Origin of the sequence: Herbaspirillum rhizosphaerae, assembly GCF_001189965.1 — a bacterium.
Taxonomy (GTDB): domain Bacteria; phylum Pseudomonadota; class Gammaproteobacteria; order Burkholderiales; family Burkholderiaceae_D; genus Herbaspirillum; species Herbaspirillum rhizosphaerae.
In genome coordinates this window covers 106,948-133,049 of the sequence record NZ_LFLU01000010.1, presented here as the reverse complement: position 1 = coordinate 133,049, position 26,102 = coordinate 106,948, and the positions used below count along the sequence as shown (strand labels likewise).

The 26,102-nt window shown below is 61.9% G+C and carries 22 protein-coding genes; 10 read left to right on the top strand and 12 right to left on the bottom strand.

Going from position 1 to position 26,102, the window contains the following annotated elements:
* Window positions 1–164: 164 nt before the first annotated feature.
* Window positions 165–1,655, bottom strand: a complete 1,491-nt coding sequence (locus AKL25_RS14990; RefSeq protein WP_050478494.1) for an acetyl-CoA hydrolase/transferase family protein — start codon at window positions 1,653–1,655, stop codon at window positions 165–167.
* A 143-nt stretch (window positions 1,656–1,798) separates the two neighbouring features.
* Between AKL25_RS14990 and AKL25_RS14985 the strand changes: the two genes are divergently transcribed.
* Window positions 1,799–2,692 carry a LysR family transcriptional regulator gene (locus tag AKL25_RS14985; RefSeq protein ID WP_050478493.1) on the top strand — a complete coding sequence of 298 codons (894 nt, stop codon included), beginning with the start codon at window positions 1,799–1,801 and terminating at the stop codon, window positions 2,690–2,692.
* A gap of 135 nt (window positions 2,693–2,827) precedes the next feature.
* Window positions 2,828–4,930: an FUSC family protein gene (locus AKL25_RS14980; RefSeq protein ID WP_083444726.1), complete on the top strand. Its 2,103-nt coding sequence runs from the start codon at window positions 2,828–2,830 to the stop codon at window positions 4,928–4,930.
* A 16-nt stretch (window positions 4,931–4,946) separates the two neighbouring features.
* Here the strand turns inward: AKL25_RS14980 and AKL25_RS14975 are convergent, their stop codons facing one another.
* From AKL25_RS14975 to AKL25_RS14965, 3 genes are all read right to left on the bottom strand, one after another.
* A complete protein-coding gene (locus AKL25_RS14975) occupies window positions 4,947–5,882 on the bottom strand; it encodes an HDOD domain-containing protein (RefSeq protein WP_050478491.1) in 936 nt (311 codons plus the stop codon).
* A gap of 142 nt (window positions 5,883–6,024) precedes the next feature.
* On the bottom strand, window positions 6,025–6,987 hold the full coding sequence (locus tag AKL25_RS14970; RefSeq protein WP_050478490.1) for a DMT family transporter: 963 nt from the start codon (window positions 6,985–6,987) through the stop codon (window positions 6,025–6,027).
* An 86-nt stretch (window positions 6,988–7,073) separates the two neighbouring features.
* Window positions 7,074–7,817 (bottom strand): helix-turn-helix domain-containing protein, encoded by a 744-nt coding sequence (locus AKL25_RS14965; protein ID WP_050478489.1) that lies wholly within the window; start codon window positions 7,815–7,817, stop codon window positions 7,074–7,076.
* Window positions 7,818–7,988: 171 nt separating this feature from the next.
* On the opposite strand from AKL25_RS14965, the gene AKL25_RS14960 reads away from it, so the two are divergent.
* Window positions 7,989–8,318, top strand: coding sequence for a hypothetical protein (locus AKL25_RS14960; RefSeq protein ID WP_050478488.1), 330 nt, complete (start codon window positions 7,989–7,991; stop codon window positions 8,316–8,318).
* Here AKL25_RS14960 and AKL25_RS14955 read toward each other — a convergent pair.
* From AKL25_RS14955 to AKL25_RS14935, 5 genes are all read right to left on the bottom strand, one after another.
* Window positions 8,306–9,631 (bottom strand): YihY/virulence factor BrkB family protein, encoded by a 1,326-nt coding sequence (locus AKL25_RS14955; protein WP_240475756.1) that lies wholly within the window; start codon window positions 9,629–9,631, stop codon window positions 8,306–8,308. The genes AKL25_RS14960 and AKL25_RS14955 overlap by 13 nt on opposite strands.
* 2 nt (window positions 9,632–9,633) lie before the next feature.
* Window positions 9,634–11,775, bottom strand: coding sequence for an AsmA family protein (locus AKL25_RS14950; protein WP_083444725.1), 2,142 nt, complete (start codon window positions 11,773–11,775; stop codon window positions 9,634–9,636).
* A 248-nt stretch (window positions 11,776–12,023) separates the two neighbouring features.
* Window positions 12,024–12,725, bottom strand: coding sequence for a glutathione S-transferase N-terminal domain-containing protein (locus AKL25_RS14945; RefSeq protein ID WP_050478487.1), 702 nt, complete (start codon window positions 12,723–12,725; stop codon window positions 12,024–12,026).
* 6 nt (window positions 12,726–12,731) lie between these two features.
* Window positions 12,732–15,839, bottom strand: a complete 3,108-nt coding sequence (locus AKL25_RS14940; protein WP_050478486.1) for a bifunctional diguanylate cyclase/phosphodiesterase — start codon at window positions 15,837–15,839, stop codon at window positions 12,732–12,734.
* On the bottom strand, window positions 15,836–16,588 hold the full coding sequence (locus AKL25_RS14935; protein ID WP_240475759.1) for a substrate-binding periplasmic protein: 753 nt from the start codon (window positions 16,586–16,588) through the stop codon (window positions 15,836–15,838). The genes AKL25_RS14940 and AKL25_RS14935 overlap by 4 nt, the downstream gene beginning before the upstream one ends.
* 514 nt (window positions 16,589–17,102) lie before the next feature.
* On the opposite strand from AKL25_RS14935, the gene AKL25_RS14925 reads away from it, so the two are divergent.
* The 5 genes from AKL25_RS14925 to AKL25_RS14905 all read left to right on the top strand — a co-directional run bounded on the left by AKL25_RS14925 (window position 17,103) and on the right by AKL25_RS14905 (window position 21,204).
* Window positions 17,103–18,149, top strand: a complete 1,047-nt coding sequence (locus AKL25_RS14925; protein WP_050478483.1) for a hypothetical protein — start codon at window positions 17,103–17,105, stop codon at window positions 18,147–18,149.
* Window positions 18,150–18,209: 60 nt separating this feature from the next.
* On the top strand, window positions 18,210–19,259 hold the full coding sequence (locus tag AKL25_RS14920; RefSeq protein ID WP_050478482.1) for a DMT family transporter: 1,050 nt from the start codon (window positions 18,210–18,212) through the stop codon (window positions 19,257–19,259).
* Window positions 19,260–19,281: 22 nt separating this feature from the next.
* Window positions 19,282–19,740, top strand: coding sequence for a GNAT family N-acetyltransferase (locus AKL25_RS14915; RefSeq protein ID WP_050478554.1), 459 nt, complete (start codon window positions 19,282–19,284; stop codon window positions 19,738–19,740).
* 87 nt (window positions 19,741–19,827) lie between these two features.
* A complete protein-coding gene (locus AKL25_RS14910) occupies window positions 19,828–20,829 on the top strand; it encodes an acyltransferase family protein (protein ID WP_050478481.1) in 1,002 nt (333 codons plus the stop codon).
* 72 nt (window positions 20,830–20,901) lie between these two features.
* Window positions 20,902–21,204: a YciI-like protein gene (locus AKL25_RS14905; RefSeq protein WP_050478480.1), complete on the top strand. Its 303-nt coding sequence runs from the start codon at window positions 20,902–20,904 to the stop codon at window positions 21,202–21,204.
* 59 nt (window positions 21,205–21,263) lie between these two features.
* Here the strand turns inward: AKL25_RS14905 and AKL25_RS14900 are convergent, their stop codons facing one another.
* Window positions 21,264–22,766 carry an FAD-dependent oxidoreductase gene (locus tag AKL25_RS14900; protein WP_240475755.1) on the bottom strand — a complete coding sequence of 501 codons (1,503 nt, stop codon included), beginning with the start codon at window positions 22,764–22,766 and terminating at the stop codon, window positions 21,264–21,266.
* 50 nt (window positions 22,767–22,816) lie between these two features.
* On the opposite strand from AKL25_RS14900, the gene AKL25_RS14895 reads away from it, so the two are divergent.
* The gene (locus AKL25_RS14895) at window positions 22,817–23,293 is read left to right on the top strand and encodes a MarR family winged helix-turn-helix transcriptional regulator (RefSeq protein WP_050478478.1); all 477 of its coding nucleotides are present in this window, start codon (window positions 22,817–22,819) and stop codon (window positions 23,291–23,293) included.
* 63 nt (window positions 23,294–23,356) lie between these two features.
* Here AKL25_RS14895 and AKL25_RS14890 read toward each other — a convergent pair whose 3' ends face one another.
* Window positions 23,357–24,058, bottom strand: a complete 702-nt coding sequence (locus tag AKL25_RS14890) for an O-methyltransferase (protein WP_050478477.1) — start codon at window positions 24,056–24,058, stop codon at window positions 23,357–23,359.
* A gap of 154 nt (window positions 24,059–24,212) precedes the next feature.
* On the opposite strand from AKL25_RS14890, the gene AKL25_RS14885 reads away from it, so the two are divergent.
* A complete protein-coding gene (locus AKL25_RS14885; protein WP_050478476.1) occupies window positions 24,213–25,067 on the top strand; it encodes an AraC family transcriptional regulator in 855 nt (284 codons plus the stop codon).
* 231 nt (window positions 25,068–25,298) lie between these two features.
* Here AKL25_RS14885 and AKL25_RS14880 read toward each other — a convergent pair whose 3' ends face one another.
* Window positions 25,299–26,078: a substrate-binding periplasmic protein gene (locus AKL25_RS14880; RefSeq protein ID WP_050478475.1), complete on the bottom strand. Its 780-nt coding sequence runs from the start codon at window positions 26,076–26,078 to the stop codon at window positions 25,299–25,301.
* Window positions 26,079–26,102: the final 24 nt, after the last annotated feature.

The following is a 26,102-nucleotide window of genomic DNA, read 5'->3' as shown; positions in this document are numbered from 1 at the left end:
GTCGGAGAGGAGACAAAAAGACAATGCGCGACGCCGCTGCAAACGACTTGCACGAACGACAATAATTATTGATTTAACAATGAATGGATGGCGATCGGCACCTCCGCGCGGCCACCTTCTCCGTCGTATGAATACACAGGAAAGAGAGATGGCGTCAGCCTGTTTCATGGCTGCTGCATGGTCTTGCGTTCGGCGTAGTTCACATGCCAGGACAAGGCCTCCGCCAGCACATGCGGCGTCTGGCCGCCGGCGACGGCACAGGCGCGTGAAAAATATTCACGCAAGGCCGGGCGATAGTCGGGATGCACGCAATGCTCGATGATCAGCGGTGCGCGTTCGCGCGGCGCCAGCCCGCGCAGATCGGCCAGACCGTATTCGGTGACCAGCACGTCGACATCGTGTTCGGTGTGATCGACATGCGACACCATCGGCACCACGCTGGAAATGTCGCCGCCGCGGGCAATCGATTTGGTGACGAAGATCGACACCTGCGCATTGCGCGCGAAATCGCCCGAACCGCCGATGCCGTTCATCATGTGGGTGCCGCCGACATGGGTCGAATTGACGTTACCGTAAATGTCGAACTCCAGCGCCGTATTGAGCGCGATGAGACCGAGGCGGCGCACCAGCTCCGGATGATTGCTGATCTCTTGCGGACGCAGCACGATGCGCGAGCGATAGCGATCCAGCTCGCGCATGAATTTGGCATTCATCGCCGACGACAAGGTGATCGACGACGCCGATGCGAACGCCAGCTGGCCGGAATCGAGCAATTCAATCGCGCTGTCTTGCAGCACTTCCGAAAACATGGTCAGGTTGCGGAACGACGATTGCGTCAGCCCATGCAGCACGGCATTGGCGATGGTGCCGATACCGGCCTGCAACGGCGCCAGCTCGGGGCCCATGCGACCGGCGGCCACTTCGCCTTCGAGGAAGCTGATGACGTGGCGCGCGATGGCGTTGGTTTCGGCGTCGGGCGGCAACACGCTGGACGGACTGTCGGGCGTCTCGGTGATGACGATGGCGGCGATGCGCGAGGGGTCGACCGGAATGGCGCGCGTGCCGATGCGCTGCGCCGGATCAGTCAGCGGAATCGGCTGGCGCGACGGACGCGCGGCCGGCAGATAGATATCGTGCAAGCCTGCCAGCGCCAGCGGCACGCTTTTGTTGAGTTCGATGATGACCAGGGGCGCCTGCTCGACGAAGCTGGCCGAGTTGCCGACCGACATGGTCGGGACGATGCCCTCGGCCGTGATGGCGACGGCTTCGATGACGGCGATGTCAATCTTGCCCGGCATGCCGGCGCGCAACTGCTCGACGGTTTCGGACAGATGCTGGTCGATGAACATCACCTCGCCGGCGTTGATTTTCTTGCGCAAGACTGTATCGACCTGGAACGGCAGTCGGCGCGCCAGCAGCCCCGCTTGCGCCATCAGGCCATCGCTGTCGTTGCCCAGCGAAGCGCCGGTGACCACGGTAAAGCGCAGCTCTTCGGTTTCGGCGCGCGCGGCCAGGGCGCGTGGAATGGCCTTGGCGTCGCCGGCTCGGGTGAAGCCGCTCATGCCGATGGTCATGCCGGTGTGGAACAGGCTGGCTGCCTCGGCGGCGGACATGACTTTGTCGACCAGCGATGGCGGAATACGCTCGCAATGCATGTGGTTCTCCAACTCGATTTAGACAGGATAAAGATGGTTCTCCGCCATCCTTTCAAACGAGTATAGAATCGGGAATACATGCACGGCATGATTTAAATTCCGCGCATTCAGTCGTTTTTTGAATACTTTATTTTTCCAACGTCATGGACATTCGCGCACTGCGTTACTTTTCGGAAACCGTCAGGCTCAACAGTTTCAGCCGCGCCGCCGATGCGCTGCATGTGACGCAGTCGACCGTCAGCAAGATGGTGCGCCAGCTGGAAGATGAAATGGATGCCCCGCTGCTGATCCGCTCGGGGCGCAGCCTGCAACTCACCGATACCGGCCGCATCGTCTATGAACAGGCGCAGCAGATCCTCGCCAACGTGCAGCGCCTCCATACGGAAGTCCACAACACCCGCAACCTGCGCCAGGGACATCTGGAAATCGGCATCCCGCCGATGGTCAATATCCTGTGCACGCCGGTGCTCAAGGCGTTTCGCGATCGCCATCCGGACATCGCCATCACCTTGGTGGAAGACACCGGTCCGCGCATTGAACAGCGCGTCGCCGCCGGCACGCTGGAAATCGGCATGACCGTGCTGCCCATCGACCCCGAACTGGAACTGAGTCTCACGCCGGTCGCACGCTACCCGATCTGGGCGGTGGCGCAAGCCGGGCGTTTCCAGAAACAGCGCAGCACGCTGACCTGCAAATCGCTCAGGGACATGCCCCTGCTGCTGCTGAACAACGAGTTCGGCCTCACCCGCACCTTGCGCAGCATGTTCCGCGACACCGGCATCGAACCCGGCATCGCCGCCCAGAGCGGCCAGTGGGACTGGCTGGTCGGCATGGCGCTGGCCGGCATGGGCGTGGCGCTGTTGCCGGAACCCTTCGTACACCGCATCGCCACCGATCAGTTGCAATCGGTGCGGCTGACCGAGCCCGAGGTGCAATGGCAAGTTGCCTATGTCACCCGCGGCGGCTATCTGTCGCATGCCGCGCGCGCCTGGCTGGCGCTGAGCGAAGAACTGTTTGCCGGCGGCAAGACGGCCTGAACACGCCGCCATGCAAACATGAAAATTCCGACTGGATCATGCGAATTTAAGTCATACCGGCAATAGCTGCCGTTTCTATACTGCGAAGACAGCCATCTCCCTTTGGCTCCTTTACGGCTACCGCCCTTCGCCAGCATGCCGCGTCTTCTTCGCCATTTCGCTTCCCACGCCAGCTTCCTGCCCCTGCGCCGCTGGGCCGCCGCTTTTCCTTTGCGCAACGCCAGCCTGCCTGAGGGACTGCGCGCCGCGTTCGGCGCCGGCACCATGCTGATGCTGGGCGAATGGCTGCACAACCCATTGTTTTCCTGGGCCGCCATCGGCGCCTTCCTGACCTGCCTGGCCGACAGCGCCGGATCGAATCGCGCCCGCCTGGCCTCCATGGGCGGCTTTGCCGTCGCCTCCACAGTGGGCGGCGTGTTTGCCGCGACCTTGTCCGGCATGGGCATGCCGGTCGGCTTGCTGGCCATCATGTGTTGCGCGGGCATCGCAGGTTTCGCCCGCATCTACGGCGCGGCGACCGGCCTTGTGCTGATGCTGGCGGCCGGCGTATCGGCCATCCTTGCGGATTTCCCTATCGTGCTGTGGCCGATGCAACACAGCCACATCCTGATCTATTTTGCCGGCTGCGCCTGGGCCGCCTGCCTGGGTCTGACGGTCTGGCGCATCCATCCGTTTGCACCGGCGCGCCACGCGGTCGGCCGCGTCTACGGTTCGCTGGCCGAGCTGGCCCGCGTCGCCGGCCGTCACGCCGCCGATCCGGGATTTCAGGAAGAAAACGCTGCCCAGACACGCCGCCATACGCGCGCCGACATCGCAGCGGCAAAGACGAGCTTGATGGCGATTGCCGCCGAGCGCGCCGACGTCCGACCGCTCTATGAAAACCTGCTGATCAAACTGGCGCGCGCCGATGCGCTGCTCGACTGCATCACGATGCTCGGCGACCTGCACCTGTCGGCTTATGCGACGCCGGCCTCACGCTTGCGCCTGGGCCGCGTGCTGCAGGCAATGGCCTTGCTGCTGGCAGAAATCCAGCGCAGCCTTGTCGTATCCCGCCACGCCATCGGCAGCGCCGACGATGCGCGCGCCGTGCTGCGGCTGCGCCAGCTGATCGGACGCATGCCCTCGAAGGCGGCGCGGATGCTGCAGCTGCCGGATCTGCACGACGCCGCCGGCCTGGCCGCGCTGGCCGACTGGAAACGCGCGGCACGCGAAGCGCCTGCGACGCCGGCCTGGCGCGACAACGCCGTAGACATGCTGCGCGTCGCCACTTCGCATCTGCAGACCGGTTCGGCCGAAGTACGACACGCGCTGCGCTGCGCCGTGGCGGCCGGGGCCACCTACCTGATCGTGCATCTGCTGGCGCTGCCGTTCGGCTACTGGGCGACGATGGCGACCATGCTGGTCATGCAGCCGTCCATCGCCGACAGTTGGTCGCGCAGCATGGAACGCGCAGTCGGCAGCATTGTCGGCGGGGTATTGGCGGTGCTGTTGTGCCTCGTGATCCATTCGCCGCTGGCGCTGGCCTTGCTGGTGTTTCCGCTGTCGCTGCTGGCGATGGGATTGCGCCCTGTCAGTTACGGCCTGTATGCGACCTTCCTGACGCCGGTTTTCGTGCTGGTGGCCGATGTCGCCGGCGACCCGCAACAGCAGCTGAGCAACGCGCTGCTGCGCGCCGGCAACAACGTCATCGGCGCTGTCGTGGCGATTGTCGCGACCTACCTGCTGTGGCCGCGCCGGCAGGAAGCCAACCTGCATCGCAGCCTGTCGCAGATGATAGGCATCAACCTCGCCTATCTGCGCAGCGCACTGGATGCGTCCCACCATGCGACCCACGATACGGCGCAGATGCACGCACATCGCCGCGCCGCCTGCGTCGTCAACATCGAAAACGGATTGCTGTTGCAGCGTCTGCTGCGCGAACAGGACATGGATAGCAAGAAGACCCATCAGGCACGCATCAGCGTGGCCTTGTCGCGCCGCCTGGCGAGCGCCGCGACGCACATCTGGCTGCATGGAGGAAAAGAGGAGGAAAAGAACCTGCCGCACGGCGGACTCGATCGATGGCTGGACAACATGGCCGGCCTGTTCGCGCGCGAGCTGACCGTCAATGCGTCCTGCGCGCGGCTCCTGCATCAGCGCCCGGTGATACACGACATGGCGCAAGCCGATGCGGTGGAAACCTTATGCCTGCTGGCGCTGGCCATGTATCCGGAACTGCAGCGCACAGGCGAGCAATAAAGGCATAGTGCCGCGCTTACTCCGGCGGCTGTTCCAGCAACTGCTGCATGACGTCGCGCGTGGGCGGCATCGGATGCGTGGCGATCTTGACCATCGAGCCCCACTCGATCCAGTCGCGGACGGTGCGGTCGCAGATCGCGATGACGTGATCGACCTCGCCGGCCAGGGGCAATCCCGCATCCAGCAAAGCCTGCAGCGCGGCCAGACGATTCGGCTCGGCGGCCACGCAGTAGTCGGCCACCGCGCCCGCCACGTGCAGCATCTGGGCCAGCCGCAGTTGGCGCGACTCGTCGTGCAAGCCTGACTGCTCCGGCACTTCGTGATGCAACACCGCCTCGCAAAACAGGCGCGGGATATCCCAATCCTGCATCATTGCCGCAGCCAGTTCCAGATGGTCGTAGCCGAAGCGTGCTTTTTCCGCAGCCCGGAATTGTTCAGGGCCGACATCTTCGCCCAGCAGCGCCGAATAGGCATCCGGACGCGCCGATGCCAGGCCGAGCCGGCCGATGTTGGCCAACAGCCCGCTGGCGAACATTTCGCTCGGCGGCGCATCGCCGTAGTAATCGGCCAGCGCCTGCGAGGCACAGGCCATCGCCACCGTACGCGCCCAGAATGCGGCGTAATCGAAGCCGGGACAACCGTCATCGCGCCGCTCGGTGGTCAGAGAAATTGCCAGCGCCAGCTGGCGCACGGCATGCAAGCCGATCATCAGCAAGACATCCTTGCTGATCGCCACAATCGGCCGCCCCTTGTTGATGGAGGCGCCGTTGCCGATCTTGATGATGCGCCCGGCCAGCACCGGATCCGTCTGGATCTGGGTCACCAGTTCCGGCAGGGAGACATCCTCCTGGCGGCACATGCGCATGATGTTGAGGCGCACGCCGCTGGGCGACGGCAGCGTGTCGTCTTGTTTCAGAGCTTCGAAATCGATGGGATCAATGAAGTTAGCCATAGGGGTCCGTTTTCAATCGGCGCCGGACATTTATGGGCGCAATCCACCGATGTTATCAGTTACCGCAGGCGCAAGGGAGTCCAAAAAAACGCACGATGCGTCCGCGCCTCACCACTATTGCAAAAAAGAAAACATCTGCGCGCTATGCCTGTGCCGCTGTCGCCGCCGGCTCCCGGTGCAGCGACGCGCACCACAGCACCCCGCCGACCAGGCAGACGATCGCCAGCAGTTCCAGCCGGGTCGGCAGGCGCTGTTCCCACAGAAACCCGTAGAGCAAGGCGAACAGCGTTTCAAAGATGATCATCTGGCCGCTCAGCGTCAGCGGCAGCAGGCGGCTGGCGCGGTTCCAGAAGGCGTTGCCGACCACCGACGCGAAGATCGCCACGGTCGCCGCCACACCCCAGAAGCGCAGCCAGTCGGCGCCGTCATGCCCTTCCATGCCGTGCGAAAACGCCGGGATCACCAGCATCAGCGCCAGCGCGCCGGTGACGATGCCGGTCAGCAGCGACCAGTCGTGCGAGGAAATATCAGGGCGGCGCGCCAGCCAGCGGCTGTTGCGCACCGAATAGGCCGACCACGACGCCAGCGCGCCGAAACCGCACAGCAAACCCGCAGCGCGCGTGGCGACATCGCCTCCGGCGCTTTCCGCCGACAGGGCTTCGATACCGACCAGGCCGACGCCGAACAGGCAGAGCGCCATCGGCGGCAGCAAGGCGCTCAGTTTCAGCGCGCCCTCATCGCGCGCGCCGATCACGCTCACCACCACCGGCAGCAGGCCGATGATCAGCGAGGTCGAGGCGCCGCCCGCCCATTGCACGGCGCTGGCGAGGAAGAGGTAATACAGAATGTTGCCGAGCAAGCTCAGGTAGACCAGTGCGATCCATTCGTCGCGACCGAGACGCGCCGTCAGCGTGCGCCAACGCGGCAGCAGCAGCAAGACCGCGACCAGGCCGTAAGCCAGATAGCGCGCCGCCGACAATTGCAGTGCGCTGAAATTGCCCAGCACCTGCGGCGCCAGGAACACCAGCCCCCAGAACGCACCGGCGGCGACGCCGTTGCCGACGCCAAGAAAAATCCTGCCCTGCGTTTTGATCTTGTTTTGCATGCTGCACCTCGTTTCACTATTGCCATGCAGGATAGTGAAACGGCGCGACGATGTATTGACCGCCCCTCGCCAAAAATAGGCCGAGGCTACTGGCGATGCTGTTTTCGATATGCAGCGGGCGTCAGGCCGGTGGTGCGGCGCATGGCGCGCGTCAGGGCGCTCTGATCGGAATAGCCGGCGCGCAAGGCCAGCTCGGCCAGCGGCACGTCGGATTCGACCAGCGCTTCCTGCACCAGACGCAGGCGCAGATCGGACAACCACTCTTGCGGCGTCTGTTGCAGCTCGGCCTTGAACAAGGCATGCAGGCGGCTGACGCTGAGATTGGCGACACGCGCCATCGCCGCCGCCGTCCAGAGGCGTCCCGGCGCCGCTTCGATCCGGCGCAACAAGGCTTGCAGACGCGACGCGCGTTGCGGCATGGCGGTCAATGCAGCGAGCAGCAGCGGCGTGCAATGACGCGCCACCGTATCCGGCAATTGACCGACGGGCCGATCCGCGCCGATGCTGAGATCAATGAAATCGAGCAGGCGCCGCACCGCTGCCGGGATCGGCAAGAAAGTCTGCCGTCGCAAGCGCTCGGCATCGTCGTCGCCGATGTCAGCGAGATCGCAATCGAGAATCAGGAAACGATTCTTGCCGCTGGCCGATTGCACATGGCTGGTATCAGGCGCCACGAAAGCAGCGCGTGCAACGTCGAGCCTGTCGCCGCGGCCGTCGACTTCGATTTCCATCTCCCCTTGCATGGGCAAGACGATCTGGACGTGCTCGTGCCGATGCAGGACGCCGTCGCCGCCATAGGTGCGAAAAGTCAGGGGATGAGAGATTGCCATGCGGGTATTGTAGAACGCATTTTTTAAACAGGCGGGGGATGCGTTCCGGCAACGCGCCGACCGGGGGAGGTTTTTGCCGGCGCGCAGTTAAGGAAATTCCTGATACCGTTGTCAATTCGATCACCCTACACTTCAGTCCATCCCCCAACGACATCCTCAACGGAGCCAACGATGAACGCCACCAGCAACGAGACCAGCAACGATATTTCGCTCAGCTATTGCATCGCCAACTATGCAGTAACGCTCGACATCCTGGCATTGCTGGTAAGGAAGAATTACCTGACGCGCGAAGATGCGCTGGAATCGGTACGCCGCGCCCGCAAACTGGCAAGCCTGTCCAACGGCACACCCGGCGAATACGACTACCTTGCCGCCGCGAAAGAATGCATGGAAGTGATCGATCAGGTCTTCAAGGCCGACACCTCACAGCTGTCGCCGGCGATAGCAACCACAGCAACAACGGAAACAAGCGTCCGCGACATGGAAGCTCAGGCCTCCTGAGCCTTTTCCGCGCGGGTCTGCCGCTTCGCCCGCGAACCGAAATTGTTGGCGTAGATCCAGGTAAATTCTGCGCCCAGCAAGAATATCTGCGACGAGTAATAAATCCAGGCCAGCAGCAAGGCAAATGAGCCGACGGCGCCGAAGCCGGAACTCATGCCGGTGCGCCCCAGGTACAAACCGATCAGCGACTTGCCGATCAGGAACAGGACGGTGGTGGCTACCGCACCGATCCGCACGTCGTGCCACGACAAATTGGCGCGCGGCATGAATTTGTAGATTGCCGAAAACAGCGCGGTAAACACCCCGAAGGAAATCAGCAGATTCAGCACCTGCATGAAGATTTCCCAGCCCTCGATCCACCCGCCCCACCACTTGCTCAGCGCCGCCAGCGCAGCGCTGACCACCAGCGATACCATCAGCATGAAACCGAGGCCGAGTATCAGGCCGAACGACAACAGCCGCGTGCGGATCAACAGCCAGACGCCGTTGCTCCGCACGACCGCCGGCGTACGCCAGATGCGGTCGAGCGCATTTTGCAGCTCGGCAAACACCGCCGTGGAGCCGATCACCAATGTAATGACGCTCAGCGTGGTGGCGATGACGCTGTCGGACGACACGCTGACCGAGCGCAGCAAACCCTGCACGGCAATGGCGCCCTCTTCTCCCACGATGCTGCGAATCTGCCAGACGATTTCTCCCTGCGCTGCATCCTTGCCGAAAATCATACCGGCAATGGCGATCGCGATGATCAGCACCGGCGCGATCGAAAACGCCGTGTAGTAGGCAATCGCCGCGCCCATGCTCGGCGCGAAATCGTCCAGCCACGCATTGACGGCGGCGCGGCACAATTGCCATGCCACCTGCACGCGGTTGCCGGGCATGATCCTGACCACGTCGGCGTCCAGCAGCTTGTCTTGCTTTGCGGGCAGCTGTGCGGCCTTGGCTTCGATCTCGGTCGCCAGCGTCACTGCTTTTCTGGCATGCTCCTGCGCGTCTTGCTGCTGACGTTTGGCGCGCCATGATGCGAGCATCGACAAGGCGCTGGTCAGCACCGGCAGCAAATCGTGCATGAGCCTGGCGTCGGGCTGCAAGAAGGAATGCCGGGGCGGCGGAGCTTGCACTGCCGGCGGCACGACTGCTGCCGCGGTTCCGGTCTTGCTCCTGTCGCGATTCCTGCTCCGGCGACGACGCCCCAGCAACACGCCCAGCACCGTGACGGCAGCGGCGCCGATCAGGATATGTTTTTCCGTCGCCGACATCGGCATCGCCGCTTGCCGGGAGGATGCTTGTTGCGGATGATCGCGGCCTTCCATCGCTACTCCTGTTTTTTCTCTTGCTGCGACTTTTGCACTTCGCCTTGCGTGACCGGTTTGGCGGGTGCGGCGGTCGGTTCCGATTTGGGATCGGCGCGCGTCTGCGTTGCCCTGGCCAGCGCGCCGGCGCAGTCGGCGTCCTTGACATTACCCATGTTGACCAGCGGCAGCAACGCCGCCAGCGGGGAAGCGACAGCCAGGGCAGCAGCGGCGCCGGCCTTCAGCGCCAGCGGACCTTTATAGGGACCGACGTCGGGATGCTTGAAGCTGCCCCTGGCGTACAGCGGCGTACGCAGCGAGAAGATGCGCACGCCCTTGGTCTTGGGCCGCACGTCGAGGTTGAGCAATTCCCTGGCGAGGTCAATATCGCCGGTCACGTCGACCCGCGCATCGTCGGTGTCCACCAGGAACTGGCGAATGCCGGCGCGGCCGTCTTTCACCTCGAAATCGCTGGCCATGCAGTTGAGATGCACCTGCTTGTCGCCGAACACTTTGGCGAACACGGCATTGGCGACGTTCAGCCCCGCCGCTTCGAGTATGAATTTGCTGACCGAGCCTTCGCTGACCACCGCGCCCAGCTCGCCGTTGGACGAGCCCAGCATCGCCGAGACGGAATTGCCGTGGCCGGTGAGCGCAGCGTCGGCGTTGACTTCACCGAAGCTCGCGCTCATGGATTGCAGCGCAGGAAACAGTTCCCGCACCTGCAGCCGGCGCGCCGCCAGCTTGACTTGCGCGCTGATGTTTTTTTCGCGGCCGTCGAGCGAGATGTTGGAAGTGACGTTGCCGCCGGCCATACCGAAGTTGAGCGGCGTCAGGCTCAACACTTTGTCCTTCATGTGGATCTCGGCGACGATGTCGTGCAAGGGAATGTTTTCACTGCGCACCAGCTTCTTGCCTTTGAAGGTGACGTCAGCGTCGAGCGCGCCCCATTTTTCGGTATTGAATTGTTCGACCGGCAGCGCCTTGTCGTCCGGCTGCACCGCGGCTTTTCCGCGCGCCTGTTTTTGCGCGTTGCTGTCGGCGCCCACGGCGGGGCCGAGATCCTGCAGACGCAATTGCTGCGACGTCACTTCGCCGCGCAGCAAAGGCCGCGGCTGACGCGGCAGGTATTGCACCGTTCCGGCCAGATCGCTGCTGCCGACGGTGCCGGTGAAGTTCTGATAGGTCCAGTTCCAGATGTCGCCGTCCTTCTTGCCGAGCAGGCGGCCGCGGGTGGCGTAAGGAGGGGTCTCCGGCAACAGCACGCCGGTCAGCGGATACAGGTTGGCCATGCTGGAGCCGCCCAGCGTCAATTGCAGATCGATGCCCGACAAGGACCGCGGATCGGTGAGCGTTCCTTCGACGCCGATCTCGTTTTCACCGAGCTGTGCCTGGACCTGGATCGGATAGACAGTGTGATCCCGCTCCAGCGTCATGACGGCGCCGGCCTTGCCGGATCCGCTGACTTTGGCCTTGCGATAGGTGCCGCCCAACTCGAACTGCAGGCCGAATTTTTGCACTGCCCCGGAGGGCGCAGCGGCCTGTACTTCGGCTTTTACTGCGGCAGCGGCTTGCCGCGCCTGCGCATCGTCGACCTTGTCGGCAATCGACGATATCTTCGCCTGCAAATCGAGCGCGATCACGCCGTCGACGTAGCGCACGGTGCCGCCGGAAAACGCCAGGCGCTGCACTTCGACACTCCAGGCCGACGGTCCTGACGAATCCTGCCTGAAGGTCCAGCTATTGCTGCCGTCGGCGCGGCGTTCCAGCGCGACGGCGGGCGCGTCCAGCACGACATCGGTCAGCACCACGGTCTTGCGCAACAGGTCGAGCGGATGCAGTGCGATATCGACGCGGTGCGCGACAAACATCTGCGGCCCGGCGCTGCTCCATGATGGATTGGAAAGATGCACGTCGCCGGCGCTGATCAGCGGCCGCGGCACGTAGCGCCGCCAGCCGTGTTCGGTGCGCAGGCCCTGGCGAAAGCGGACCTTGAGGTCGCCCTGGATAGCAAAGTCGCGGCCGGTGAGCGACGACACCTCGCGATTGATGAAGGGCCGCGCCAGGTTCCAGTCGAAGACCGCAACAAAGAGGAGGAGGGCCGCGGCGAGTATCAGTATCGCCAGCAAGCCGGTCAGGATGTACCGTGCTATCGGGTGTCTCATTCGCGAGCCTATGAAGAATGTTTTTTGACTTCTCGCTACTGGGTGGAAATGCAAAGCATGCAAAGCGGCGCAAAACCCGCGCCTCGACCATAGCGTACGGACAACCTGCGGCCGGCGGCATAAGAAGACGCCTTGTTTGCTTGTAAGACTTGGGGAAGAGTGCCTGCGGAAACGCAGACTGCAGACGAAAAAATGGCCGGCCCTGATCAGGGCCGGCCACGCAGGTTTGCTATTGCAGCGGCTTGCGATCAGCCGCGCGCGGGAATCGCCAGTCCCTTGATCACGGCCGGACGCGCCACAAACGCCGCCAGTGCGCGCGCCACATGAGGGAAATCCTTGAAGCCGACCAGCTCGCCCGCTTCATAGAAACCCACCAGATTGCGCACCCACGGGAAGATTGCGATGTCGGCGATGCTGTAGTCGCCCATCACCCATTCGCGATCGGCCAGACGCTGATCGAGCACGCCGACCAGACGGCGGGATTCGGCGACGTAACGGTCGCGCGGACGCTTGTCTTCGAATTCCTTGCCGGCGAAACGGTGGAAGAAACCGAGCTGGCCGAACATCGGGCCGATGCCGCCCATCTGGAACATCAGCCACTGGATTGTCTGATAACGCTCAGCCGGATCCTGCGACAGGAACTTGCCGCTCTTCTCCGCCAGGTACAGCAGGATCGCGCCCGATTCGAACAGGCTCAGCGGCTTGCCGCCGGGGCCGTCCGGATCGATGATCGCGGGGATTTTGTTGTTGGGGTTGAGCGAGAGGAATTCCGGCGAGAACTGGTCGTTGGTTTCAAAGCTGACCAGATGCGGCTCGTAAGCGAGACCGGTTTCTTCCAGCATGATGGAGACCTTGACGCCGTTGGGCGTCGGCAGCGAATACAGCTGGATGCGCTCAGGATGCTGCGCCGGCCATTTGGCGTCAATAGGGAATGCAGACAATGCGGACATAAAAAATTACTCCAGTATGGGATCGACTTCCTGGACGAATTTTTCAAAATCTTCCAGGGGCAACGGCCGGCAGAAGAAGTAGCCTTGATAGGCGTGGCACCCTGCATCGGCCAGGAAACTGCGTTGCGCATCGGTCTCGACGCCCTCGGCGATGACTCCCAGTCCCAGACTTTGCGCGAGTGCAACAATGGTCTTGGCGATGGAGGCATCGTTAGGGTCGACGAGAACATCGCGCACAAACGACTGGTCGATTTTAAGCTGGTTCAGCGGCAAGCGCTTGAGGTAGGACAAAGACGAGTAACCGATACCGAAGTCGTCCAGCGAGAACTCGACGCCCTTGGCCTTGAGCGCGTACATCTTCTGGATGATGTCTTCAACGTTGTCGACCAGCAGGCTCTCGGTCAGCTCCAGCTTGAGGCGCTTGGGATTGGCGCCGGTCCTGGCGATGATGCCGGAAACCGTCTCGACGAAATCGCTTTCGCGGAACTGCTGCGCGCTGACGTTGACCGCGATCGTCAGATGCGCGGTCTCGACCCGTTTAGCCCACAGCGCCAGCTGGACGCAGGCGGTTTCCATGACCCAGTTGCCGAGCGAGAGGATGAGCCCGGTCTCTTCGGCCAGCGGGATGAAATCGCCCGGCGGCACCGTGCCGCGTTGCGGATGCTGCCAGCGCACCAGCACTTCGGCGCCGGTCACGCGGCCGCCTTCGACCACCTGCGCCTGGTAGTGCAGCACCAGTTGCCCGCCTTCGATGGCCTTGCGCAAACCGGCTTCCAGCGCGGCGCGTTCCAGCACCACGGTCTGCATGGCGGGATCGAAGAAACTCATGGCGTTGCGGCCGGTTTCCTTGGACTTGTACATGGCCAGGTCGGCCTGCTTGAGCAGTTCGTCGATGGATGCCTGGCGACCGCTGAAGATGGTCGCACCGACGCTGGCGGTGGCGCGGTATTCAACGTCTTCCAATTGATACGGCTCATCCAGCACGCTGAGGATTTTTTCACCGATGGCCTTGGTCTGGCTGGCGGCTTCCTGCGGACTCTTGTGCAGGCTTTCCAGCACCACCACGAATTCGTCGCCGCCCACGCGCGCCACGGTATCGTTGGTGCGCACGCTCAATGCCAGGCGCTGCGCCACCTGCTTGAGCAGCAGGTCGCCCTTGTCGTGGCCGAGGGTGTCGTTGAGGGTCTTGAAGTGATCGAGGTCAATGAACAGCAAGGCGCTGCAGGTCTTGTTGCGTGCACTCACGGCGATGGCCTGCTTGAGGCGGTCCAGCAGCAGCGTGCGGTTCGGCAGGCGCGTCAGCGCGTCGAAGAAGGCCAGCTCCTTGATGCGCTCTTCGGCGATCTTGCGCTCGGTGATGTCGTGATGCGTGCCGACGTAATGCGTGGTGCTGCCATGGTCGCTCTTGACTGCCGAGATGGTCAGCCATTCCGGATAGACCTTGCCGTTCTTGCGACGGGTCCAGACTTCGCCCTGCCAACCGCCGAAGCGTTGCACGGTTTCCCAGATCTCGTCGTAGAACTGCGGACTGTGGCGATCCGAACGCAGCACGTCGGGCGTCTGGCCGATGATCTCTGCGGCGGAATAACCGGTCATCTTGGCGAAGGCGTTGTTGACGCGCAGGATGCGGCTTTCGGCATCCGTGACCATGATGCCTTCGAGGGAATCGAAAGCCACGGCGGCGATGCGCAACTCGGCTTCGACCTGCTTGCGCTCGGTAATGTCGCGGCCGCTGGTGCGACAGCCTGCCAGCGCGCCATTGGCATCGGTGATGGGAATCCAGGAGGCCGACACCCAGAACAGCGTGCCGTCCTTGCGCACGCAGCGGAATTCAAGATCGTCGCCGCGTTCGCCGCGCAAGCCCTTGTCCAGCTCGGGTGCCACGCGCGGCAGATCTTCGGCGTAGATGATCTGCGAGCGGAAATCGTCCATCGCCATGCACTCGTCGACCGTGTAACCGGTGTATTCCTTGACCGAGGGATTGACCCAGCGCGGCTTGCCGTCCATGCCCCACCAGACTTCCCAGTTGACGGTGCAGTCGGCGATGGCGCGGAACTGTTCTTCGCTGATGCGCAATTCCTGCGTCATCTTGCCCGCCAGGCGAATCGCACGGCGGCGGCTGGACATCAGCGCCCACGCCAGCAACGCCAGCAGCAAGGTCAGCCCGATGCCGGTGACGGCCGTCTGCGCCTCGGCATTGCGGCCGAAACGGGCATTGAAGTCGTCCAGCGTATTCATGGTGAGGGTCCAGTTGTGACCGGCCACGACCAGGTACTCGGTGGCAGAAATCATGTCCTTGCCGCTCGCCGCCGCGTCGGAACCGACGGAGCGATACAGCAACGCCTCCGGCGCCGGCTCCACGCCGTCGTAAATGGAAAACGCCACGGCCATCGGCTGCTCGCCGTACAGGCTGGCGATCACGTCGCTCATGCGGAACGAGGCGTGCACCCAGCCGATCAGATTGGCGCGGCGCTCGGCAATGGTCGATTGCGGCATGCCGCGCGCAAAGAGCGGCAGGTACATGAGGAAACTCGGTTGCGCCCTGGCGCCATTGTCGATATCCAGATTGACCTTGCCGGAAATGGCGGCCATACCCGAGTCGCGCGCTTTCTCCATCGCACGCCGCCGTTTGCTCTCGGACCAGGGGTCGAAGCCGAACGGCGCGCGGTTGTAGCCGACATAGGGCTCGCGCATGATGATGGGCGCGTAGTCCGAGCGCTCGCCTTCCGGACGGATGGCATAGTCGGCATAGCCGAGTTGATGCATGCGCGCGATGTGAGCGGTCTTGTCGCTGCCCGGCAACCACTCTTCGGCGCCGATGGCCTGGATGCCGGAAAAGTTGGCGTCCAGATTCAAGGAATTGACGTAGTCGTGAAAAGCCGTGCGATCGAAATTGCCGGAGGCGACGATCAGCCCTTGCACGCCATGCAGCATCTGCTCGTAACTGGCGATGCGCTGCTCGACGCGGCTGACGGCATCGCGCAGGGAAAAATCAAACTGCGCGCGCAGCTCTTTCTGCGACGCCTGGCGCTCGTGATCCCAGGCCAGCCACGTCACACTGAAGCCGGCGATCATGATCGCCAGCGGCAGCAAGATTTGCCGGATCCAGTTCACGGCTCCGCCTGGAATTCGACCATCGTCGCGGCCAGCGACGGCGAGAAATATTTTTCAAAAATGCGACGGATGGTGCCGTCGGCGCGCATCTCGTTGACCAGCGCGCGCCACTTGTCGCGCTCCGGCTCCGACAAGGCTTTTTTGGACATGATGAGACCGTGCGGCACCGAGGGATCGTTGAATTCAATGATCGACGTCACGTCGCGGATATGTTTCTCTTCCACCACCGGATAGTCGAAGGGTTCCATGATCATGCCCTGGATGCGATTGGCCAGCAGCGCCTTGTACAGCGGATCGAGACCGCCGGCCTGCGTGACGCGATTGGCCGCCGTCAGCGTGTCGACCAGGCGATTGGCCGAGTCGCTGTAGCGGAAACTGCGGATCACGCCGAGGCGGAATTTTTCGCTGCGTTCGAATTCCGCCAGTTGGCGCATGTTGGCATCCTTGCGCACCAGCAGGTAGTACTTGTTGCTGAAGTACCAGGCGAATGAGGCAAAGCGGCGGCGCTCCGGATTGGCGATGCCCGACAGGCTGAAGTCGAGCGCGCCCGATTCGATCAGTTGCCAGATGCGCGCACGCGACATCAGGCTCACGCCGACCTTGCAGCCGCTGCGGCGAATCAGTTCGTCGGCGAAGTCCTTGTCGATGCCGGTATCGGTATCGGCGGAGTACAACAGGCCGTGATCATGCAGGGCGAGGGTATAAGGACGGGAACAATCGGGACCGCCGGCGCTGGCCGCACCCGGCATCAACGCCGCAAGCAACAGACTGCAGGCGCAAGCAATACGGACAAAGCGGCGGCGGATCACCGCCCCCCCGGCGATAACAATGACAGAAATACGGCCCCCTTCGCGTGCATCAGTGTGCATCCGTGTACATCCGTTTTATGGCTTGCTGATGACTTGCTGGCTATCGGCATTCGTTGTTCGTTGATTCGTTTGCCTGAGGATTATTTTTTATTGCCTCAGACCAACCTCGTGTCATCATGAAAATGACGCATCGCGGCGGATCATTCTATTGAAATCACCAGCGCGCTAGTCGGCTGATGTTACCCGACGACCCATTAAACTGCAACCGAGGAAATAGGCCGGTAAACAGGCTGTTTACGCCGGATACGGAGCCGATGGGCAGGAGCAGAAAGTTCAGCGAAATGTCAGCCTCGCGATGAGGCGGAATGCGACAATGCGCCTCTTGCCCCACTGCCACAAACTTGCGCGTAGCGAGGAGAAAGGAAAATGCATGCTGCTCATCCGCAGGCTTCATATGCTGATACCAAGGATGATGTTCTGCGTATCGCTCCTGCACGCCGCCGACGCGGCGGAAATCGACGTCGTCAACAGCCCGGTGCCGATGGTGCTGCAAGATCGCTTTCATGTACAAACGATAAGGGGCGCAGGCGACATACCGATACGCGTCTCGCGCGACTGGCAATTTGCGCAAACAGATATCACGCGCGCCGTCATCATCATTCACGGCTGGCCGCGCCGCGACGTCGACGCCGACAAGGACCTGCAGCGACGTGCCGGCGCCCTCGCCGCCCATACGCTCCTGATCACGCCGCAATTTCTTACCGCAACCGACGCTGCCGCTCATCACCTCTCCGCCGCCACCTTGCTGTGGCAGGAAAGCGGATGGCAGCAAGGCTACGATGCCAGATCGCCCGCGCCGATCAGCACCTTCGCCGTGATGGACGCGCTCTTTGCGCGCTTGGCCGATCGCCGGCTGTTTCCCAATCTGAAAGACGTCGTGCTGGCCGGCCACTCGGCCGGCGGCCAGTTCGTGCAGCGCTACGCAGTCGCCGGACGCGCCATGCAGAATCTCGCCGGCGCCGACATCCACGTGCGCTATGTGGTCGCCAACCCGGCGTCCTATCTGTACTTCGACAACAGGCGGCCGCAGCCGGACGGCAGCTTCGCGGACGTCAGTGCCAACTGTCCGGCCGTGAGCACATGGAACAACGGCTTCGCCTCCAAACTGCCCACTTACCTGGAACAGCCGGTGTCGCCCGCCGATTTGGAAAGGAACTATCTGCAGCGCGATGTCGTGTATCTGCTCGGCACCGCCGACAACGATCCCAACGCCGATGCGCTCGGCCTGTCTTGCGGCTACAAGAGCCAGGGCGCAACTCGCCTGGAACGCGGACATGCTTATTTCCGCTATATCAACGCCGCGGCTGAAGCCGCTCGATTGCCGCAACGCCATCGCCTGCTGGAAGTGCCGGACGTCGCCCATCGCACCTACGCCATGTATCACTCGGCTTGCGGATTGGCGGCGCTGTTCGATCAACCCGGCTGCAAGGGCGAGCCTTGACTTGAGCCATCCGGCGAGGGATTAAAATAGATCTGCTTCCAACCGGCCTGCAAAATCATCATGCGCAAATTGAAAAACATCGCCTCATCCGGTCCTCAGGCAGCCTTGCTTGCGGCATTGCTGTTCGGCGCGGCTACGCCGCTGGCCGGCATGCTGCTGAAGAACAATTCGCCGTGGATGATCGCCGCCCTGCTCTATCTCGGTTCAGGCCTCGGGTTGACCACCTACCGTCGGATCAGCGGCGCCAGGCAAGTCGTGCCGGCGCGCGCTGAGCTGCTGTGGTTTGCCGGCGCCATCGCCTGCGGCGGCGTACTCGCCCCGGTGTTGCTGATGATGGGGCTGACCGGCATGCCGGCGTCTTCCGCATCGCTGCTGCTCAATGCAGAGGGTGTGTTCACTGCACTGCTGGCATGGTTCGCCTTCAAGGAAAACGTCGACCGGCGCATCATGCTCGGCATGCTCGCCATCGTCGTGGGCGCCGTCATCCTGAGCTGGCCTGCGCAGACCGGGGCGGTCACGCTGTGGCCGATGCTGGCCGTACTCGGCGCTTGCCTTGCGTGGGGGCTCGACAATAATCTGACGCGCAAAGTCTCGCTCAACGATGCCACCTGGATTGCCTCGGTCAAAGGCCTTGCCGCCGGCGGCACCAACCTGGTGCTGGCCTTGCTGTCCGGCGCGCACTTTCCGGAAGCGCCCGTGATCGGCGCCACTTTGCTGGTCGGTTTTCTGGCTTACGGCGTCAGCCTTGCATTGTTCGTCGCAGCGCTGCGCCATCTGGGAACCGCACGGACAGGCGCTTACTTCTCCGTCGCGCCCTTCTTCGGCGCCGGCCTGGCCCTGCTGAGCGGAGAACGATTGACGCCGCAACTCGTGGTCGCCGGCCTCTTCATGGCCTGGGGCATCTGGCTGCATTTATCGGAACGCCACGCGCATACACATCGCCATGACGAGATGGAACACGATCACGAGCACAGCCACGATGAACACCATCTGCATGAACACGACGTCCCGGTCGCACCCGGCGTCACGCATCGCCACAGGCATCAACACCTCGGCCTGACGCACTCGCATGCACACTACCCGGATGCGCACCACCGGCACCGGCATTGAAACTCGCGAAGCTCTTGAAATCATGACTCAACACGACGCCCCCATCATCAGTTTCGCGCCGACAGCATCATCCGACCTCGACGAACTGGTCGGCATCCGCATCGCCGCCATGCGCGAAAGCCTGGAGCGCGTCGGACGCTTCGATCCGGTCAGGGCGCGCGAGCGCCTTCAATCGGGATTTTCGCCCGCCGATACGCGCTTTGTACTTCATGAAACGCGCCGCGTCGGCTTTGTCGTACTCAAGACGAAAGCGGATCACTTGCTGCTGGATCATCTGTACATCCTTCCGGAACACCAGGGCAAAGGCATCGGCGGCGCGGTGCTCGCGACGATCTTCGATCACGCGGACAGCGCAGGCCTGGCCTTGCGTGTCGGCGCGCTGAAAGGGAGCGATGCCAACCGCTTTTACCAGCGACATGGTTTTGTGCAGGTGGCCGAAGAACAATGGGATATCTGTTACCAGCGCCCGCCGCGCCAATGAGCGACAAGCTGGCCGGCGCACCGATGCACGACGCCGCCGCGGTCGGGCTGCTCATGAGTCCTGATACAATTCGGCCCAGAGGAAATCATGAGTAGCAAAAAACTAAACTACATCCAGTTACTCCGCGCCATTGCCGCCATCGCCGTCGTGATCTTTCATGCATCGGTCGCCACGACCAAATATTCCGATTTTCCATCGCGGTTCATTGATTTCTTCAAGTTCGGCACGTATGGCGTGGACTTGTTTTTCGTCATTTCCGGCTTTGTCATCTATTACGCCAACGACGATACGCCACCCGGGATGTTCATCCGCCGCCGCCTTGAACGCATCGTCCCGATCTACTGGATCTTGACCCTGCTGGCCGTACCGTTTGCCTATCGCTCGGCCAGTGCGCAATTTACCTGGCTCAAACTGGCGGAGTCGCTCGGCTTCGTTTCGTTTCTCGGCGAATCCAGTCCTGTCCTGTATGTCGGCTGGACGCTTGAATTTGAAATGTTTTTCTATATCAGCGCGGCGGCCTCGATGCTGCTCATGCGGCACCGTTGGCGCGCCGTCTGCATGGCCATCTCATGCCTGGTCGGCATGGGTGCATTGATGCAGACATCGGGTCCGATTGCGAATTTCCTGACGGCGCAGATCATGCTTGAATTCCTTGCCGGCATCGTGATCGGCCAGATCGTCAAAAACAGGCGCGTCGAATGGATAGAAGTAGCCTTTATCGGCGTCGCATCCGCTCTGGTCGTCATCCTGAAACAGGATTTTCGCCTGTTGTGGCTTGGCGTCCCGTCGGCATTCCTTGTCTGGTGCGCGGCGTCGGCAGGCGACAGAGGCTTGCCCAAATGGATCGTCACGCTCGGCGACGCCTCCTACTCCATTTATCTGATACAAGTGTTTACTGTCTCCGCTTGCGGACAGCTTGTTCACCTCGTCTATCCGCACCTCGACCCTGAGGTGCTGATTGCGCTGGCCACGCTGCTTACCGTTTGCGCAGGCGTTGCCTCTTACAAACTGATTGAATCCCCGATACAACGCTGGTTCCGCAACCTGAGGCGCCAGGGCTCTTCGCGTCGAGCGCAGCAGCTCGAATAAACGCAGGCGACATCCGACTGCCGGGACAAGTCGACATACAATTGCATCGCATCATTCTGAAGAGAGGCCGACATGCACTACGTTCTTTTTTACCGCTTCGTCAAAGACAGCAAGACCGTCAAACTGCCGTTCCGCAACGACCATCTCAAATTCGCGTGGGAGGCGGCCGAGCGCGGCGAGCTGATCCTCGGCGGCGCGCTCAGCGATCCGGAAGATGAAGCCATGCTGCTGTTCAAGGGCGACTCGCCCGAGGTTGCCGAGAATTTCGCCAACAAGGATCCGTATGTGCTCAACGGCGTGGTCACGCAATGGCAGGTGCGCTTGTGGACGACGGTGGTCGGCGACAGCGCCGGCACGATCGTCCGGCCGGTTTGACGGTCAGCACGCAAAGCCCGTATTGCTACGGGCTTTTTCTTGCCGCCAGGAGCAGGCAATTACTCCTCCCGATGCGCTGATACTCCTGCGCGTTGCAGGTAATTCATGAGCGCCTCCAGATTGTCCGAGGCGACAATCGCGCCGATGTAACCGTCCGGTCGCACCAGCACCCAGTCACCGTTCTCGAGACCGTAGGCATCGCGGAAATGACCGCTCACGTCCGCCAGGTTTCCTCCGGGTCCGAAGAGATGAACCTGCAAGTCATCAGCTTGCGGTGCGCGCGCGGGCTGCACGTGAAATCCGATCAGGGTCCAATGCGTGCCGCGAAACAGCTCGAAGAGACGCCGCGGCGCACCCGAGAGCGTTGCGACCGGCGCGTCCGGCGCGCGGTCCCCTGCCATCAGTCCTTGCCGGCGCACCGGCATTTCCAAGGCCAGCGATGATCCCGGATACCCGAGGTCGAGCTGCTGCACTTCCCTTCCCCGGCGCATTTCGCCGCGCCTGGCTTCGTCCAGCAGTCTGGTCGACAACCCCAGCATGGATGCGGCAATCGGACGCCGCTCTTCTTCATAGGTATCGAGCAGCGTTTCTTCCGCACCGGCCAGCACGGCGGCAAGTTTCCACGCCAGGTTGTAGGCGTCCTGCACGCTCGTGTTGAGACCCTGGCCGCCGGTCGGCGGATGAACGTGCGCCGCATCTCCCGCCAGCAAGACGCGACCGACGCGATATCGTTGCGCCAGTCGCGCATGCATCTGGAATACCGAAGCCCATTGCACGGCGACGATGGCGATGTCTGTGCGGCCGGTGCGTTCCGACACCATTCTCGTCAAACCATCGGCGGAGAGGTCCGGCTGTTCGTCGCCGGCCAGCGCCGCCTGCAATTGGAACAGATCGGTTCCGGCCAGAGGACACAAGGCAATTTGCCGTTCTTGCGCACCGCCGCTGAAGCGATGCCAGACATCCCGGCTCAAGCCTTGCAAGGATACGTCCGCGACCACCGCCCTGACGCCCAGCGTCTTGCCGGGAAAATCGATCTCCAGCAGACTGCGCACAAAGCTGCGCCCGCCGTCTGCCGCCACCACATAGCGTGCGCGCAGCAAATGCTCCCCGTCTTGGCCGGTGACGCGCGCGTTGACGCCTTGCGCTTGCGGTTCCAGTCCGATCAGTTCGCAGCCGAACTCCACCTGATGGCCCAGCTCGCCGAGTTTGGCGCGCATCGCCGCTTCGGTTGAAAACTGCGGCACCATCCACGGCATCGAATAGGGCTCCGACGCTGTCGGCGCCCTTTGCTCGGCAGTCGGGGAGTCACGCCAGCTGCCGTCATCCTGATACTCGCGCTGCGGCGGATAGGGTCCGCCTGCCGCCATGATTTTTTCGAGAATTCCCACATCCTCAAAGATCTCCAGGGTGCGAGGTTGCAGGCCTTTTCCTCGCGAACCGTGAAAAGCCGCCTCCATTTTTTCAATGAGGCGGAAAGAAACGCCCCGTTGCGCCAGGACAAGCGCCAGCGTCAGGCCAGTCGGGCCTGCTCCGCAGATCAATACGTCGACTTCTTTATTCATAAGCATTATCGGCCTCTTAAGTGTAATATGCACATAACTTAGGAGAGTGTATGTCATCAGATAAAAATGTGCAAGATACACATATATCGTCGCAACTCAAGATTCTGCACGGAACGCTGATCAGTATCGCGAGTGCGATGAATCGCCCGCAGCGAGATGAGGCGATGATCAAGGAAGCAGGCATTCCCCTGGACCGGGCCTTGTTTCCCCTGCTCGTCGGAATAGAAAAGCTGGGGCCTATCGGTGTGGTGGAGATTGCAGACCGCGTCGGGCGCGACTACACCACCGTCAGCCGCCAGGTTTCGAAACTGGAAGAACTGGGACTGGTGCGCAGAGAAAGCAGCGCCGCCGATCGCCGGATTCGCATGGCCTCGGTCACCGCCAAGGGAAAGGGAATGACCGACCTGGTCGACGCCGCGCGCGAACGCATAGGCAAGAAAATCTTCGCTTCCTGGGAGCAAACCGAGATGGATGAATTGGTGCGCCTCATGCGCAAGTTTGCGGATGCGCTTGATACACTGGATTGACGCCGCGTTCGGGTGTCGGCCACCGGCAAGGCGTCATTCGCCTCAAGGCCTCGCCGGTGGCGATCAATGCGTGCGCACGCTGAACTCATTTCCGCGCCCTTCGTTGATCGCCAGCGCCTGCGAGCGGTAACCGTTAGCGGGATCACGAACATAGGTCAGATAAGCATTGCCATGATCGAAGGCATTTTCAGCCAGGACCGCCGCTCCGGACGTCAGATGTGGCTCGATCAGTTGCAGCACCGGCAAGTAGAGGCTGAAGGCGCCGTCCAGCAACACCAAATCCACTGCGCCATCCATATCAGCCAATGTATCGCGGGCGTCGCCTTCACGAATATCCACCAGGCCGGCCAATCCCGCCGCCTGCAGGTTGGCGCGCGCACGCGCTGCCTTGGCCGGTTCCAGTTCAGTGCCGGTCAAATGGCCGCCCCCATTGTCGCGGAGAGCCGCAGCCAGGTATATCGTCGAAATTCCCATGGAAGTTCCGAACTCGACGATGCGCTTGGCTCCGCGCATGCGCGCGCATTGATAAAGGAAGCGACCGTATTCTTGCGTCACGTTGAGGAAATTGTCGGCATAGCCATGATAGAAGCCGAGGAGATCCCGGGTCTCCGCAGCGATATGCTCCGCAACGGCTTTTTCGATCTGCAACTCCGACGACTCGCCATCGGTGAACTGCGCCATCAAGTTGCGATCGGCCTCTTCGGCTTCCCTGAAAAGGCGATTCAGTGTGTCCGTTACTGGTCCGTGTTCTAAAGAATCTGGCATGCGTTGCGCTCCAAGTGAGGCGGCGACGGGGAATTCCGTATGCCGCATTGACGCCATCGTAGGCATTTGCCGGATTGGCGACATTGGCAAACCAGGTCAATAAATGATGAATTCATGCCAATATGGTGGCGTTGCAAACTTTTAGTGTGCCGAGATGCCTTTGCTGAACGACATAGCCCATCCCCCCGCATGGATAGACCCGGACCTGGTGCCGCGTCCGCTGGTCACTTTCGGCGCGGCGGGGAGCGTGCCGCCGGACATCGCGCCCGAGGAATGGGAACGCATCGCACGCGAGCGCAAGGAAGTGGGTGCGCATCGCCATCAAAAGGGTGAATTGGTGCTGGCGCTGCGCGGCATTCTCACCTGTGAAGTAGCGGGAGGACTTTGGGTTGTGCCGCCGCATAGCGCCCTTTGGATACCCGCCGAGCTCGAGCACAAAGTCACGGCATCGGGCGTGATTGAATGCTATATCGCCTTCGTCGCACCGGCTGCTGCCGCCCGGCTTCCTGCGCAGTGCTGTGCGATAAGCGCCTCTCCGCTGTTGCGAGAACTGCTGATCCGCGCCGCCGGCTTTGAACTGCTTTATCCGGAAGGAGGATTGGAAACGCACTTGACCGATCTGATGATGGAAGAGCTCGCCATGGCGGAGATTGGCAGCCTGCACTTACCGATGCCCTCCGACAAGAGGCTGCGCCAGATCGCAGATATGCTGATGAAGGACCCAGCCGCCCCTGGCACGCTGCAGACATGGGCCCGACGGGTGGGATTGAGCGAACGCACGCTGGCGCGCCTGCTTGCGCAGCAGACCGGGATGAGCTTCGGCCGCTGGCGCCGGCAGCTGCAAGTGATGCTGGCGGTTACCTGGCTGGGCAGCGGGAGTTCCGTGCAACAGGTCGCCGAAAGGCTAGGCTATGAAGGAACCGGCAGCTTCGTTACCATGTTCCGCAAGGCGCTCGGGACGACTCCGGCACGCTACATGAAACAGCGAAACAAGGAAGCCCTGGTTTGATTGGTTTGCAATATTTGCATCAGGCGGCAATCAACCGGATGCGGTCGCAATCATGATCTTGGCAATGACGAGCGAGGTACCGGTTACGACGTCATTTTTATGGATCGAAGAGGCTGTTGCGACACGCGGCTTCCTGCCGCCCAAGATTGCGGTGCACTCTGCCAATGCATCTGCACGCGAGAGAATTTATGAAATGAGTTCCAGCCTTTCCCGGCAAAGCAAAGGTATTTATTATTGCCTGGTCCGCTGCGCCAGCAGCGCCATGTGCTTGTCCAGGATCAGCTTCAGTTTGCCTTCATGGCGCATAGTGTCCAATTGCAGATTCAATGCCTTCAGGTGTTTGATACAGGGACTGGATTTCGTGAGGGCGATGAAATTGTCTGATTCCGAGACATACGGCTTTAAGGCAACGAACCTGTCGTTTTGTCCGGATGTGGCGAGGTAGGCCAATCCGCTGTAGTACCCGGTGATCAGGTAATCGATGCGACGCAGTTCGAGCTTCTTGAAATTCATGTAGGTTTTTTGCTCAGCCTGCACCTGCAAATTGTTTTGCAGGAACTCATCGAAGCCGTTTCCAAACTGATTGCCAAGCGTGACCCCGCCCCTTTTCCCGATCAGATCCTGCCATCCCGAATAGCTGATTTTTTTGTCCCTGGCGACAAATACGGCAATGGGATTGGAAAATAAGGCCACGCTTGTGTAGGCCAGATACTCGCGTCTTTCGGGGGTGTCCTTGAGCGACGCGATCATGTCGATCTCGCCGTCCTGTGCGCTTTTCAATACGCGGTGGAACGGCCCCACATAGCGAACTTCGTAGGGGATGCTGAGCGCGCTCAAGGCGGTCGTCACGATTTCGATACTGGCGCCGGTCAGATGTTTGCCGTCGTACCATTGCAGCGGCGCGTAGTCGGAATCAGCCGAGACGACCACTTTCCGGCATTCTTTTTCTTGCGACAACGCCACCAGCGGGACTAGCGCAAGGAACAAGACACATCGAATCAACATAGGCATGCGCGGTCTCCCAGCGAATTTTAT